General features: G+C 66.9%; 15 protein-coding genes. 8 read left to right on the forward strand and 7 right to left on the reverse strand.

Annotated features, from left to right (window positions below; translation table 11 throughout):
* Positions 1–97 precede the first annotated feature (97 nt).
* Complete coding sequence (locus ACFXNW_RS00740) at positions 98–892, reverse strand: LLM class F420-dependent oxidoreductase (RefSeq protein ID WP_379414868.1); 795 nt, start codon at positions 890–892, stop codon at positions 98–100.
* Positions 893–1,145: 253 nt separating this feature from the next.
* Between ACFXNW_RS00740 and ACFXNW_RS00745 the strand changes: the two genes are divergently transcribed.
* A complete protein-coding gene (locus tag ACFXNW_RS00745; protein ID WP_379414869.1) occupies positions 1,146–2,255 on the forward strand; it encodes an ABC transporter ATP-binding protein in 1,110 nt (369 codons plus the stop codon).
* Positions 2,256–2,296: 41 nt separating this feature from the next.
* Here the strand turns inward: ACFXNW_RS00745 and ACFXNW_RS00750 are convergent, their stop codons facing one another.
* Together ACFXNW_RS00750 and ACFXNW_RS00755 are read right to left on the reverse strand one after the other, a co-directional pair.
* Positions 2,297–2,614, reverse strand: a complete 318-nt coding sequence (locus ACFXNW_RS00750; RefSeq protein ID WP_379414871.1) for a hypothetical protein — start codon at positions 2,612–2,614, stop codon at positions 2,297–2,299.
* A gap of 84 nt (positions 2,615–2,698) precedes the next feature.
* A complete protein-coding gene (locus ACFXNW_RS00755; protein WP_379414873.1) occupies positions 2,699–3,046 on the reverse strand; it encodes a hypothetical protein in 348 nt (115 codons plus the stop codon).
* A gap of 99 nt (positions 3,047–3,145) precedes the next feature.
* On the opposite strand from ACFXNW_RS00755, the gene ACFXNW_RS00760 reads away from it, so the two are divergent.
* Positions 3,146–4,117, forward strand: coding sequence for an o-succinylbenzoate synthase (locus tag ACFXNW_RS00760; RefSeq protein WP_379414874.1), 972 nt, complete (start codon positions 3,146–3,148; stop codon positions 4,115–4,117).
* Between the two features lie 16 nt (positions 4,118–4,133).
* On the opposite strand, the gene ACFXNW_RS00765 is transcribed toward ACFXNW_RS00760, so the two are convergent.
* Together ACFXNW_RS00765 and ACFXNW_RS00770 are read right to left on the reverse strand one after the other, a co-directional pair.
* Positions 4,134–4,646, reverse strand: a complete 513-nt coding sequence (locus tag ACFXNW_RS00765; protein ID WP_379414876.1) for a TIGR04338 family metallohydrolase — start codon at positions 4,644–4,646, stop codon at positions 4,134–4,136.
* Positions 4,647–4,668: 22 nt separating this feature from the next.
* Positions 4,669–5,517 (reverse strand): DUF2786 domain-containing protein, encoded by an 849-nt coding sequence (locus ACFXNW_RS00770; RefSeq protein ID WP_379414878.1) that lies wholly within the window; start codon positions 5,515–5,517, stop codon positions 4,669–4,671.
* Between the two features lie 120 nt (positions 5,518–5,637).
* Here ACFXNW_RS00770 and ACFXNW_RS00775 point away from each other — a divergent pair, with 120 nt between their 5' ends.
* From ACFXNW_RS00775 to ACFXNW_RS00800, 6 genes are all read left to right on the forward strand, one after another.
* Complete coding sequence (locus tag ACFXNW_RS00775; protein ID WP_379414880.1) at positions 5,638–6,933, forward strand: ABC transporter substrate-binding protein; 1,296 nt, start codon at positions 5,638–5,640, stop codon at positions 6,931–6,933.
* A gap of 47 nt (positions 6,934–6,980) precedes the next feature.
* Complete coding sequence (locus tag ACFXNW_RS00780; protein ID WP_379414881.1) at positions 6,981–8,021, forward strand: carbohydrate ABC transporter permease; 1,041 nt, start codon at positions 6,981–6,983, stop codon at positions 8,019–8,021.
* A gap of 26 nt (positions 8,022–8,047) precedes the next feature.
* Positions 8,048–8,923 (forward strand): carbohydrate ABC transporter permease, encoded by an 876-nt coding sequence (locus ACFXNW_RS00785; protein ID WP_379414883.1) that lies wholly within the window; start codon positions 8,048–8,050, stop codon positions 8,921–8,923.
* Positions 8,924–9,162: 239 nt separating this feature from the next.
* Positions 9,163–11,493 carry a transglycosylase domain-containing protein gene (locus tag ACFXNW_RS00790; protein ID WP_379414885.1) on the forward strand — a complete coding sequence of 777 codons (2,331 nt, stop codon included), beginning with the start codon at positions 9,163–9,165 and terminating at the stop codon, positions 11,491–11,493.
* Positions 11,494–11,765: 272 nt separating this feature from the next.
* Positions 11,766–12,224: a GyrI-like domain-containing protein gene (locus tag ACFXNW_RS00795; RefSeq protein WP_379414887.1), complete on the forward strand. Its 459-nt coding sequence runs from the start codon at positions 11,766–11,768 to the stop codon at positions 12,222–12,224.
* Positions 12,225–12,234: 10 nt separating this feature from the next.
* A complete protein-coding gene (locus tag ACFXNW_RS00800; RefSeq protein WP_379414888.1) occupies positions 12,235–12,660 on the forward strand; it encodes a GyrI-like domain-containing protein in 426 nt (141 codons plus the stop codon).
* A gap of 67 nt (positions 12,661–12,727) precedes the next feature.
* Here ACFXNW_RS00800 and ACFXNW_RS00805 read toward each other — a convergent pair whose 3' ends face one another.
* Entirely contained in the window at positions 12,728–13,825 is a 1,098-nt protein-coding gene (locus ACFXNW_RS00805; protein ID WP_379414890.1) for an inositol-3-phosphate synthase, read from the reverse strand.
* Positions 13,818–14,375: a PadR family transcriptional regulator gene (locus ACFXNW_RS00810; protein ID WP_379414892.1), complete on the reverse strand. Its 558-nt coding sequence runs from the start codon at positions 14,373–14,375 to the stop codon at positions 13,818–13,820. Before ACFXNW_RS00810 ends, ACFXNW_RS00805 begins: the two co-directional genes overlap by 8 nt.
* Positions 14,376–14,520: the final 145 nt, after the last annotated feature.

Here is a 14,520-nt window from a genome sequence, read left to right on the forward strand (position 1 = left end):
TCGCGTGATCTCCGGTTCCCGCCGCACTCGTCCACGCGGATTCTCGGTGCCGCCGCGCTCGGCCACACGGGATACTCCCCCACTGGCCGACACAAGCTCAAGCGATTCCGCTGACCGGCTCCGGGTTGATCTCGTCCCGCCAGTTGATCGCATCCACCACACGGCTCAGGTCGTAGTCCGGCCCGCTGACGCCGACGGTGAACAACGTCGCGCCCGCTGCCAGAAACTCCGGCGCCCGGCCGGCCCCCGGCCAGCTCACCGAGCGCTCGATGCGCGCCGGATCGGTGCCTGCGGCCGCGCAGTGCTCGCCGAGAATGCCGCTCTTGCGGGTGAACACCGCGAGGTCGCCGAAGCTGTGCCAGATATCGGCGTGCTCGGCGACCAGGCGCAGCGTTTTGCGCTCGCCGCCACCGCCGATGAGCATCGGGATATCGCGGGTGGGCGGCGGATTCAGTTTCTCGAGCCGGGCGTCGATCCGGGCCAGCGCACCCTTCAGCTTGTCCAGCCGGGTGCCCGGGGTGCCGAACTCGTAGCCGTACTCGGCATAGTCACGCTCGAACCAGCCCCCGCCGATCCCGAGGATCAACCTGCCACCGCTGATGTGGTCGACGGTCCTTGCCATATCCGCGAGCAGGTCCGGATTCCGGTAGCCGCCACCGGTGACCAGCGCACCGATCTCCACCCGCTCGGTCTGCTCGGCGAATGCCCCGAGCATGGTCCAGCACTCGTAATGCGCGCCGTCCGGGTCGCCGGTGAGCGGGAAGAAATGATCCCAGTTGAAGACGATGTCGACGCCGGCATCCTCGGCCCGCCGCACGGCGTCCCGAACGAGCCCGTATTCGGACGCATGCTGCGGCTGTAGCTGCATTCCCACACGAACCGGTCGACTCATCGCACTGACTCCTCGTCGCTCGGGGCCGGCTACCCGACCGAGGCTACCGCCGCCCGTCCCGCCGGTAGTGCTGAAACGATCGTCGGCTCCTGCATCAGGAAGGAAAGCTCCGCGAGAAGAGAGCTGGTGAGGCCGGTCCGTCCACCGGATCGGCCGCGCAAGCGCGCGCCGCGGAAGCGACACGTAAGATCCGCCGGAACCCTCTACTCGGATCGTCCGGCACGTTCCTGCCGGTGAAGGGAAGTGATCTGCCGTGGCTACGGTGACCTTCGACCATGCCACCCGGTTGTATCCGGGTGCCGCTACAGCGGCTGTGGACCAGTTGAATCTGGAGATCGCCGATGGTGAATTCCTGGTGCTGGTCGGTCCGTCGGGATGCGGCAAATCCACCTCGTTGCGCATGCTGGCCGGGCTGGAGGACGTCAACGGCGGGCGGATTCTGATCGGCGACAAGGACGTGACGCACGCCGAGCCGAAGGAACGCGATATCGCCATGGTGTTCCAGAACTATGCGCTGTACCCGCATATGTCCGTCGCGGAGAACATGGGCTTCGCGCTCAAGCTCGCCAAGGTGAGCAAGGCGGAGACCAAGCAGCGCGTGCTGGAGGCGGCGAAGCTGCTGGATCTGGAGCCGTACCTGGACCGCAAGCCCAAGGCACTCTCCGGTGGTCAGCGGCAGCGGGTGGCGATGGGGCGGGCCATCGTGCGCCAGCCGCAGGTGTTCCTCATGGACGAGCCGCTGTCGAACCTCGACGCCAAGCTGCGGGTGCAGACCCGCACCCAGATCGCGCAGTTACAGCGCAGGCTCGGCACCACCACGGTGTACGTCACCCACGACCAGGTCGAGGCCATGACCATGGGTGACCGGGTGGCGGTACTGCGTGACGGGCTGTTGCAGCAGTGCGCGTCGCCGCGTGATCTGTACCGCGATCCGGCGAACGTGTTCGTCGCCGGGTTCATGGGCTCGCCCGCGATGAATCTGTTCACGCTTCCGGTCTCCGACGGTCGGGTGGAACTCGGCGGGCACGAACTGGCGCTGCCGCGTTCGGTCGCGGATTCGAGCAATGGTTCGGTGACCGTCGGTGTGCGTCCGGAACACCTGGAGCTCGGCGGGGAAGATTCCGGCCTCACCAAGGGCGGCGTCGGGATCGAGATGGAGGTGGACGTGGTCGAGGAACTCGGCTCCGACGCCTATATCTACGGCCGTACCGTCGCCGATGGTGCCACCGATGGCGGCGGGGAAACAATTGTGGCGCGGGCGGATTGGCGTAACCCGCCGGCCAAGGGTGCACGGGTCCGGCTCACCGCGGACCCGGATCACACCTACTTCTTCTCGGCCGATGACGGGCGTCGGCTGAACTGAGGGTCGCGTCCGCCCGGGTCGGTTTCGGGCGGACGAAACTCTCAACTCGGCGCGGTGAGGACTGCGACGAGCAAGCCACCCACCCAAGCTCCGGCGAACAGCGGCACCCCGATCAGGGGCGCCCAGCCGATCGGACGTCGTCCGCGCACGGCACCGACAAGGACCGCGACCACCGCGCCGATCGCGAGCGCGAAGCCGACGGCAGCGACGGCATAGGCGGCCGTCAGATCATGCGGGCGCACGGATTCGCGGCCGGACAGCTCGTACCAGTCCAGCAAATGCACTGCCACCCAGCCGAACCCGGCCGCGATCAGGGTCGCGGGTACCGCACGCGCGAGATCCAGAAGTCGCCACCGCACAGTTCGAGTGTGCGGCGACATCGGCAGCTCGGCAATCCCGCCGCCGACAGCGGCACCCGTCCGACGGCAACCGCGATCGCCCGATCAGACCACCTGGCTCGCGATCTGGTGGCCGCCGAGGAATGCCGCGATCACGATCACGATCGACAGCAGGCCCAAGTACCAGATGAGGCGCTTGCGCAGCGCGAGTACCAGCATGATCAGCGGCACGACCAGCACTGCGAATGCGGCTCCGCCCCAGGACACCAGCATGCCGTACCAGATGAACTCCTCCCGGCAGGCATCCGCGGAGCAGCTGCCTGACAGCATCCCGAACAACATCGTCACATAGGCGGCCAACGTGCCAAGGCAGGCGCCGATCGAGTACAGGACCGCACCGAGCACGACATCCCAGGTGCGGATCGGGGGCGATACCGGGTGCTGATGAATCATGCTGTCAGCCTCTCCCGGGACGGCAGGCATCGACTCCGCAGAATTACTCAGTTCGCCTGCGGAAAATCCACGTCGGGATGCGCGGCTACCCTGCTGACGATGAGCGATGTCGAAGCCGTCGGCGTATACGCGGTGCCCATGCGCACCCGGTTCCGTGGCATCACCGTGCGGGAAGGGATGCTGGTGCGCGGCCCGCTCGGCTGGGGCGAGTTCTGCCCGTTCCCCGAGTACGACGACCGGGAGGCCGCGCACTGGCTGGCCACCGCCGTCGAGCAGGTGACGGTGGGCTGGCCCGCGCCGGTGCGGGAGCTGATACCCGTGAACTGCACGGTGCCCGCTGTCGGGCCGGAACGCGCGCATGCCATCGTCGCGGGATCGGGGTGCCGCACGGCCAAGGTGAAGGTGGCCGATCATCCCGGTTCGCTGGCCGAGGATATGGCGCGGGTAGCGGCGGTACGGGATGCCCTCGGCCCCGGCGGTGCGGTGCGGGTGGATGCCAACGCGCTGTGGGATGTCGATACCGCCGTGCAGCACATCACCGAAATCGACCGCGCCGCCGGTGGTCTGGAGTACGTCGAACAGCCCTGCCGCACCATCGACGAGCTCGCGGCCGTGCGCCGTCGCGTCCAGGTGCGGATCGCCGCCGATGAATCCATTCGCCGCGCCGAGGACCCGCTGAAGGTAGCCGTGGCAGGTGCGGCCGATATCGCCGTCCTGAAATGCACGCCGCTGGGCGGAGTGCGTCGCGCCCTGGAGGTCGCCGCGGCCGCCGGGCTGCCGTGCGTGGTGTCTTCGGCACTGGAAACCAGCGTCGGCCTCTCCGCCCAACTCGCCCTCGCGGCGACCCTTCCCGAACTGGATTTCGCCTGCGGGCTGGGGACCGTGGCGCTGTTCGAGGGCGATGTGGTGGCCGAACCATTGCTACCGGTAGGCGGGTTCCTGCCGGTTCCGCCGACCCCGCCGGTGCCCGATCCGGACCTGCTGGAACGCTATCGGCATCCCGATCCGGACCGGACGGCGTGGTGGCGCGAACGCTTCGACCGCGTCCATGCAATGCTGGGCCGCCCCTAGGGGACGCGTCGGGCGTTCAGCCGAAGCCGACACCACAGCCGGTCATCGTGCCGCGAAGCAGCAACGCGGCTTCGGGACCGATCACACCGTCGACCAATTCGACATAACGGCTACAGAATTCCGGGCCATGCGGGGCGTGCTCACGCGGACGCGGTTCGAGATGATGCGTCAGCTCGTGCAGCACAACCAATTCCCTGAGCGCCCAGGCTGTCCCGCCCGTGTGCAGCGGAACGGCGAGGACCCCGCCATCCGCCTCGTAATGCGCAGCCGTTGTTCCGGCGCGCTCCCGGACCCGAAGCGGCGAACTCGCCCGAACCCACTGCGCCACAACCCAGTTCAAGGCCAGCACCCGATCGCAGTAGCTCTGCACCGACTCCACCGAGGCGAAGCGCCGCTCCACCGGCAAAGTGATCTGCGAGCCGTACACCTCCACAGTGCGGTGACCGAACTCGTCGGCCCGATCGAACGCACCCCGCACCAATTGCTCCGCGTCATAGACCTTGGCCCGCTGGCTGTCGCGCACCGTCATCGCGCCGACACGCAGGCCATGGTCAGGTCGCTCGGCGCGAAGTGAGGCGGGCGCGGGGGGCGGCGAGTTCCGGTGAGGTGCCGAGGCGTGCGGTGCGGCCGGCTCGGTCGCCTGCGCTGCGCGCGGCGGGGGCGTAGCCCGTGGACGTTTGCGGTCCGCGCCAGGTGCCGCGGGCTTCAGACGTGCGGGTATAGAAGTCGACGAGTTCGACCTCTTTGTTGCGCAGGGCGAGCGCTGTCCCGGTGTCGACAGCGCTCGGTTCGGCCCGCGCCTCGGTCTCGACTTCCGACTTCACCTCGGACAGCCGCTTGCCGATCCGCGCCGCGAACGCCATCTGGAAGTTCAGTCGCGCCGTCACCGCGGCTACCGGAGCTTTCACCCGGCGGCGCACTCTGCGACCACCGCGCACCTCGACGACGATCTTCTCCATTGTCTCCGACCGATACGCACCAGATTTGATGTATTGATCCGACGCTCGCACCATCTGCACCAACAGGCTCGTGTACAGCGCCTCGCAGGTATCGATATCGGAGTCGAAGCCGTAGGCGTAGACCTGGGTCGAGGTTCTGGCCACATCGCAGCGCACATCGTTGGCGGCGGCGATCGCTACGAACAACTGGACGTAGGTTCGCAGCCCTTTACGTCCCGGCTCACCGATCGGGATGATCCGCTGAATCGGCGTCGGCCTGCGTTCGCGTCCCGCCACGTGCGCGCGTGCCACGGCCAGGTCGATCGAGGACCGGGTGGCAAGGCGCTGCGCCGCCGTAAGGAAGGCCTCGGCCTCGTGTTCGTTATCGGTCGACTCGGCCTTGCGCAGCAGCCCGCCGATGCGGGTGAGCATCCGATCGGGGGCGGGATTCGCGGCAGTCATCGCGGTCCAGCCTAAGCACACAGACCGACACGGTCGGGCGCGTCGGGTGATCAACAGGTATGTTGCCTTGTGCACCGCCGGGTGTGCTGCCGCTCACGTCTCGACCTTGGAGTATCCGCGATGGCTTTGAAGAAGGTGTCCCTACGTGCCGCACTCGTGCCCCGCGCCGCGCTCGCCGTGGCTTCGGCGGCGCTGCTGACCGCGACCTTCGCCAGCGCGTGCACCAGCGACAACGGCGGCAACCCGACCAGTGAGAACCTCACCGGACGCGGGCCGATCACCTATGTCGAGGGCAAAGACACCACCGAGACGGGCGTCGTCAAACAGCTCATCGACCGGTGGAACGCGGCCCACCCGGACGAGCAGGTCACCTACAAGGAACAATCCAACGACGCCTCCCAGCAGTACGACGACCTGGTCGAGCACATGCGCTCCAAGTCCGCCGACTACGACGTCTTCGCGATGGACGTGCCATGGACGGCCGAGTTCGCGGCCAAGGGCTGGATCCAGCCGCTGAAGGATTCCTTCGCCATCGACACCTCGGCGCTGCTGCCGCCGACCGTCGCCAGCGCCACCTACAACAACACCCTCTACGCCGCCCCGCGCAACACCAACGGCGGCCTGCTGTTCTACCGCAAGGACCTGGTGCCGAACCCGCCCAAGACCTGGGACGAGATGCTCGGCATGTGCAATATCGCGCGGGACAACAACATCGGCTGCTACGCCGGTCAGCTCAAGAACTACGAGGGCCTGACGGTGAACACCGCCGAGGTCATCAACGCCTACGGCGGCACCTTCGTCGGCGCCGACGGCAAGACCCCGACCGTGGACAGCCCGCAGGCGCGCGCCGGTCTCGGCAAGCTGGTCGAGGCGTACGACCGCGGCGACATCCCGCCGGAGGCGCTCACCTTCACCGAGACCGAAAGCGGTGCCGCCTTCACCCAGGGCAAGCTGATGTTCCTGCGTTCCTGGCCGTCCACCTTCGGTGACGCCGGCTCGGAGTCGTCGGCAGTGAAGGACCGGTTCGCGGTCGCCCCGCTGCCCGGTGAGACCGGTATCGGCGCCTCGACCCTCGGCGGCTACAACGCCGCGATCAGCGCCTTCTCCAAGAACAAGGCCACCGCGCTCGACTTCCTCCGCTTCCTGATCAGCGAGGACGCCCAGCACATCGTCGCCTCCGGTGCGCTGCCCTCGGTGCGCGAGTCGATGTACGACGATCCGGCCCTGATCGCCAAGATGCCGTACCTGCCCGCGCTCAAGGATTCGATCTCCAACGCCGTCCCGCGCCCGGTGACCCCGTTCTACCCGGCCGTGTCGAAGGCCATCCGGGAGAACGCGTTCGCCGCCCTGCAGGGCCAGAAGTCCGTGGACGATGCGATCATCGGCATGCAGAAGGGCATCGAGGCGGCAGGTTAGCGGGAAGTTCAGACGGACCCGACCAACCGAATTAGGAGAGATAGACGGTGTCGGATCCTTCGGGAACGGATACGGCCGTGCGGAAGCGGCGCACGGCCGAAACGAGTAAACCCTCGCGTAAGAAGCGCGGCTGGGGCGCGGTGATCGCGGACGAACTGCGCCGCTCCGGCAAGGCCTGGATGTTCATCCTGCCGGTCCTGATCGCGCTCGGGGTGGTCATCGGATACCCGGTCTTCCGGGCGCTGTGGATGTCGTTCCAGCAGGAATCCGGCGGTATCGACCCCGAAACCGGCATGTTCACCGAGGGCGGCAGCGCCGGGTTCTCCAACTACACCCACTGGATCTTCCAGCAGTGTGAGACCGCGGCGGGCACCGTCGACTGCCCGACCGGCAATCTCGGTTCGCAGTTCTGGCTGGCGATCGGCGTCACGCTGTTCCTGACCGTGGCCACGGTGTCGCTCGAGGTGGTCCTCGGCCTCGCGATGGCCATGGTGATGGGCAAGACCTTCCGTGGCCGGGCGCTGCTGCGCGCCGCCGTGCTCATCCCGTGGGCGATCCCGACCGCGGTGACGGCGCGGCTATGGGAGTTCATGTTCCAGTACGACGGCGTGGTCAACCGGGTCCTCGGCACCGGCATCCTGTGGACTTCCGATGCATGGCCGGCCCGGTTCGCGGTGATCGCGGCCGATGTGTGGAAGACGACGCCGTTCATGGCGTTGCTGCTGTTGGCCGGTCTGCAGATCATCCCGAATGATGTCTACGAAGCCGCACGGGTCGACGGCGCCTCGGCCTGGCAGCGGTTCGTGCACATCACGCTGCCGCTGCTCAAGCCCGCCCTACTGGTCGCGGTGCTGTTCCGCACCATGGACGCGCTGCGTATGTACGACCTGCCCGCGATCATGATGGGCGACAACGAGGCCACCCGCACGATCTCGATACTGGTGGTCGAGCAGGTCCGGCAGGATGCCAATAGTGCGGCCGCACTATCGACGATCACCTTCTTGATGATCTTCGCGGTGGCGTTCGTGCTGGTGAAGGTTCTGGGCGCGAACGCGGTCCGAACCCAGGAAGAACAGCGGAAGGCATGATGGCCGCCCCCACGACCACAGAGGCAATGACTACGCAGGAGCCGACCACCGCTGCCGGGGGAACTTCGTGGACCCGCAGGCTCGGCTCAGCGCGGCTGTATCTTGGCGCGCTGATCGTCCTGGTATGGGGGCTCGGCCCGTTCTATTGGATGGCGGTCACCGCGTTTCGCGATCCGCGCTACACCTTCGACAACACGCCGTGGCCGACGCATCTGACATTGGAGAACTTCCGCGACGTCTTTGATACCAGTCGCGGCACCCACTTCGGGCAAGCAGTGATCAACAGCATCATCATCGGCGCGATCACAACTGCCATCGCGCTGGTGCTCGGCATGCTGGCTGCGTACGCGCTGGCACGGATGGCTTTCCGCGGGAAGTATCTGGCGTCCGGGCTGATTCTGGGCGCATCGATGTTCCCGGTGGTCGTCCTCGTGACACCGTTGTTCCAGCTGTTCACCGATCTGGGCTGGATCGGCAAGTACCAGGCGATGATCATCCCGAACATCTCGTTCGTGCTGCCGCTGACGGTCTACATCCTGGCGGCGTTCTTCGCCGAACTGCCCTGGGAACTGGAAGAAGCGGCCCGCATCGACGGTGCGACCAAGGCCCAAGCGTTCCGGCTGATCATGCTCCCGCTGGCGGCGCCCGCGATTTTCACCACAGCGATCCTCGCCTTCATTGCGGCGGTCAATGAATATCTTCTCGCGCGCCTGCTCTCGAACGACTCGACGCAGCCGGTAACGGTGGCGATCGCGGACTTCGGCGGAAACAATCCGCACGTCCCGCCCTACGGCTCCACCATGGCAGCCGGCGTGGTGGTGACGATTCCGCTGGTGATCATGGTGCTGCTGTTCCAGCGTCGAATCATCTCCGGTCTGACCGCAGGTGGCGTCAAGAGCTGAGCCCGGGACGGCACAACCGATTGCCCAGGCGCGGCAAACCCCCGCATAAAGTCACTGCCGGACGCAGTCCGTCATCGGACCGCGCATGGCCGCAGCGAATGCGGAGGTACGCCTAGTTACCCTCCAGCTATGCTTGGCGGGTAAGTCTGTGCCCGTTTCCGGTACCCAGGCGGGTGTGGTTCGGCGACGCTGTAGTCAGACGGTGGGGTAACCGAGTTTTGCCGACGCTCCGGGAGGAGATGATCGTGAGCTCGTTTCGTGACCGGCGACCGCGCACTACCCGCGGGCGATCCCCGGAGCCGGAGTATGCCTCGATCAGCGGATTCAACCCGCGCGGGGACAAGTCGGACGACGGTGGCCGCACCGGCAGAAAATCCGGCGACGACGACGCGCCGGGATCCGGCCGACGACCTCGTAGCGGCCGCGGCAGGCGCATCCGTCGGCTGATTCTTGCCCTGTTCGTCATCTTCATCGCGGTGCCCGCGCTGCTGATGGCGCTGTTCTATTGGAGTGCCGAGATCCCGTCGCCGTCGGCGATGCGCACCAACCAGATCGCCACCATCGTCGCCGCCGACGGCACCACGGTGGTCGCGAAGGTCGTCCCGCCAGAAGGCAACCGCACGCCTGTCCCGCTCTCGGATGTGCCGGTGCCCGTGCGCAATGCCGTGATCTCGGCCGAGGACCGCAATTTCTACACCAACCCCGGATACTCGATCCCAGGCTTCCTGCGGGCGGCACGAGACAACCTACTGGGCAAGGAGAACGCCGGCGGCGGCTCGACCATCACCCAGCAGTACGTGAAGAATGCCTTCCTCGGTTCCGAGCGCACGGTGACCCGGAAGATGCGTGAGCTGGTGATCGCCGCGAAGATGGCGCGCGAATGGAGCAAGGACGACATCCTCGCCGCCTATCTCAACACCATCTACTACGGCCGCGGCGCGTACGGGATCGCGGCTGCGGCGAAGGCCTACTTCAACAAACCGGTGCCCGAGCTGACCCTGGCCGAGGGCGCGGTGCTCGCCTCGCTGGTCCGCTCCCCCTCGATCCTTGATCCGGAAACCCACCTCGAGGATCTGAAAGCCCGCTGGAAGTATGTGCTCGACGGCATGGTCGAGATGGGTGTGCTGAGCCGCGCCGACCGCGAGACGGCGACCTTCCCGCAGATCATCCCGATCGCCGAGGTGGCCGACGACGGCGCCGCCCGCGGTCCCGAAGGCCTGATCCGCACCCAGGTGCTACGCGAACTACTGGCCGCGGGCATCTCCGAACACGAGCTGAACACCGGCGCGTTGCAGATCACCACGACCATCGATCCGAAGGCACAGCAGTCGGCGGTCGCGGCGGCCCAGGACGCCATGGAGGGGCAGCCGCCCGATCTACGCACCGCGGTGGTGTCGATCGATCCGCGCTCGGGCGCGGTACGCGCCTATTACGGCGGCGCCGACGGTGTCGGGTTCGATTTCGCGCAGGCCCCGGTGCAGACCGGTTCGGCGTTCAAGACCTTCGCGGTGCTGGCCGCCCAGCGCCAGGGCATCTCGATGGTCAAGCAGTTCGACAGCTCGCCGGTGCAGGTCAACGACGTGCTGGTGCGCAATGTGGAGAACGAATCCTGCGGCACCTGCTCGCTGGCCGAGGCGTTCAAGCGCTCGCTCAACACCAGCTTCTACCGGCTCACCCAGTCGATGTTCAACGGACCGCAGGCCATCGCCGACGCCGCGCACCAGGCCGGTATCCCCGAGCAGATTCCCGGCGTGGCAGGCCCGTCGCTGAGTGAGAACGGCGGACCGCCCGCGCCCTCGATCGTCCTCGGCGTGTACCAGGTGCGCCCGATTGATATGGCCTCGGCGTACGCGACGATCGCGGCGTCCGGGATGTATCACCAGCCCTACTTCGTGCAGCGGGTGGTGACAGGCACCGGCCGCGTCCTGCTCGACCGCGGGGCACCGGAACACCAGGTGGGCAAGCAGCTGCCGCCCGGCGAACAGCGCTTCCCGAATTCCATCGCCGATCGCACCACCCAGGCCATGCTGCCCATCGCGGCCTACTCCAACGGGCACTCGCTGTCCGGCAGGCCCTCGGCCGCCAAAACCGGCACCACCCAGCTAGGCGACACCGGTGAGAACAAGGACGCCTGGATGGTCGGCTTCACCCCGTCGCTGTCGACAGCGGTATGGGTGGGGACCGAGCATTCGCAGGCCATCCGCACCGCAGGCGGCGGGCGCATCTACGGCTCGGGGCTGCCCTCCGATATCTGGAAGCAGACGATGGACGGCGCCCTCGAGGACACGCCGGTCGAGAATTTCCCGGTGCCCGAAGGCGGTTCCGGGCTGCCGATCATCCCGGCCGGGCCGCCGCAGCAGTCCGGTGGGCCCTACGACATCCTCAACCCGCCGCCCGGTGAGCAGCCGCGCGGGCCGGAGATCTTCATTCCGCCGGCACCGCAGTCTCCGGCACCTCAGCCGCAGGAACCGATCGTCATCTTCCCGCCGCCGCCCGCACCGCCACCGCCGCCGCCTCCGCCGCGGCAGGTCGAGATCCTGCCCGGAATCGTGATTCCGGTACCGGGATGACACCAGGGGAACGCTCGGCATGGCAGCATCGTTTGCCAGGGTGAGAGCGTGACAGTGCGGCGGCGGCACCGGCCCGACGCCGACGCCGCTGGCATGATGCGGGAGGATGAACGAACGAGCGACACGACAGCGGCGCGAGCAGCGGCCCGCAGGCGGGAGCCCGCGTGCCGACGCAGAGCCGGGGAGCGCCGCCGAACGAACACCGCGGCGCGAGCGGAGGGCCCGGCGCGTGCCGCCAACTGAACGACAGACGAGAAATAGGGGCTACGCCGGTGGATTTCAATGTCGTTGACCGCCAAGAGTCATTGGTGGCGGGAACCGTGCTTCGCAGCCCGGCATTGGCTGTGGAGGGGCCGCGGCGCACCAAGGTGGAAGAAGCGTGGAAGCGCAATCTGGCGCGGGCGCTGCCCGGGCCGCCGGCCAGCGCGTTCGTCGACCACGCGCCCGAGATCAACTCGTATCTGACTCATATCGTCGGCTACAAATGCCGCACCCTCGACGACCTGCTACCCGGTGACGTGCTCGCGCGTATTCCGGCGGGCAGGTTCGCGCGGTTCACCCTCAGCGGTGACGATCTCGGCGACACGGTGGTGACGGTGTGGCGCGCGATCTGGGACGCCGAAGCCGCCGGTCGGCTGGAGCGTTCCTACACAGGCGATTTCGAGCGCTACCCCGACAACCGGACGGTCGAGGTCTTCGTGGCGCTGGCAGACGATTCGGTGGACGGGTAGGAACAACGCTGTGGACTTCGAGATAGTCACCCTGGACGAAAGCCTGGTCGCCGGACTCACCGTGCCGCTGGCCGGACGCGAGGTCGCCGCGCGCGACCTCGACCTGGTGAACTTCACCTGGGACCGCTACCTGGCCAGGGAGAAGAACGTGCCCCGGGTCGCGGCCTATATCGGCCAGAACGATCACGCGGTAGCGGTGCTCGGCTACGAGGTGGCGTCGATGGCGGAGATGGACGCCGGTGACGTGGTCACGCGCGTACCTGGTGGCCGCTTCGCCAGGTTCGTCGTCTCCGACAAGCCCTACGACCTGTTGCGTACCGCGTGGGCTCAGGTGCGCAAGGCCGAGAGCGCGGGCACCATCACCCGCTCCCACGCCGCCGAGATCGAGCGCTACACCGGACCGACCTCGGTCGAGGTCTACGTCTCGCTCGACTGAGCGCGAGAACGACGAAGCCGGTCGGAGGAATACTCCGACCGGCTTCTTTCGTTTCGATCCCGCTGGATCAGGCCTCGATGATGAAGGCCTCGAGCTGGGTGCGGGCGACGTCGTCGGCCAGCTGCTTCGGCGGGGACTTCATCAGGTAGGCCGAAGCCGGGATGACGGGTCCGCCGATGCCGCGGTCCTTGGCGATCTTGGCCGCGCGCACCGCGTCGATGATGATGCCCGCCGAGTTCGGCGAGTCCCACACCTCGAGCTTGTACTCCAGGTTCAGCGGCACGTCACCGAAGGCACGGCCCTCGAGGCGCACGTAGGCCCATTTGCGGTCGTCGAGCCAGCCGACGTGGTCGGACGGGCCGATGTGCACGTCGTTGGCGCCCAGTTCCTTCTTCAGGTTGCTGGTGACGGCCTGGGTCTTGGAGATCTTCTTCGACTCCAGCCGCTCACGCTCGAGCATGTTCTTGAAGTCCATGTTGCCGCCGACGTTGAGCTGCATGGTGCGGTCGAGCTGCACGCCGCGGTCCTCGAACAGCTTGGCCATCACGCGGTGGGTGATGGTCGCGCCGACCTGGCTCTTGATGTCGTCACCGACGATCGGGACGCCGGCCTTGGTGAACTTCTCGGCCCACTCCGGGTCGGAGGCGATGAACACCGGCAGCGCGTTGACGAAGGCAACGCCCGCGTCGATGGCGCACTGGGCGTAGAACTTGTCGGCTTCTTCGGAACCGACGGGCAGGTAGGAGACGAGAACGTCGACCTTCGCGTCTTTCAGCGTCTTGACCACGTCGACCGGCTCGGCCTCGGAGACCTCGATGGTCTCGGCGTAGTACTTGCCGATGCCGTCGAGGGTCGGGCCGCGCTGCACCACGACGTCGCTGGGCGGCACGTCGGAGATCTTGATGGTGTTGTTCTCGCTGGCGAAGATCGCCTCGGACAGGTCGAAGCCGACCTTCTTGGCGTCGACGTCGAACGCGGCGACGAACTTCACGTCGCGCACGTGGTACTGGCCGAACTTGACGTGCATCAGACCGGGAACAGTCGCGGTCTCGTCCGCGTCCTTGTAGTACTGAACGCCCTGGACCAGCGAGGATGCGCAGTTGCCCACACCTACGATGGCGACGCGAACCTCTGTGGCGCTCTCAGCAGCTTTGACATCACTCATGGCCGGTATTTCCCTCTTTCTGTGGTGCCGCCTTCGTCGATTGCTCCGCCGCAATCAACTCGTTGAGCCAGCGCACTTCGCGCTCGCTTGATTCGAGTCCGAGTTGATGGAGCTGACGGGTGTAGCGATCCAGCGAGCCACTCGCCTTCTTGATCGCTTCCCTAAGCCCCTCTCGGCGCTCCTCGACCTGACGCCGCCTGCCTTCGAGGATCCGCATCCGCGCTTCCGCGGGGGTGCGGCCGAAGAAGGCGAGGTGAACGCCGAAGCCGTCGTCGGTGTAGTTCTGTGGCCCGGTGTCGGCCAGGAGCTCCTTGAAGCGCTCCCGTCCGGCCGGAGTCAGCTGGTAGACCCGCCGGGCGCGACGCGTGGTCGCTCCGGCCGGGATCTCCTCCGCGATCAGCCCGTCCGCCTGCATTCGTCGCAGTGTCGGATAGAGCGACCCGTAGGAGAAGGCCCGAAACGCACCGAGCAGGCCCGTCAGCCGCTTACGCAGCTCGTAACCGTGCATGGGCGATTCGAGGAGCAGCCCGAGGATTGCGAGTTCGAGCATCGGGCTTCACCCCCTGACTGTGTGCAGACCTAACCGATGGATGCGACTACCAACTATATCGGAGCGATATAACCACGCATAGTTCTTCGTGATGCATAACGCATTTTCGCAGGTGGGAGCGCCGCTTGAAACAGGGTGAGACTGC

The sequence above is a fragment of the Nocardia sp. NPDC059180 genome (assembly GCF_042754945.1).
Classification (GTDB): domain Bacteria; phylum Actinomycetota; class Actinomycetes; order Mycobacteriales; family Mycobacteriaceae; genus Nocardia.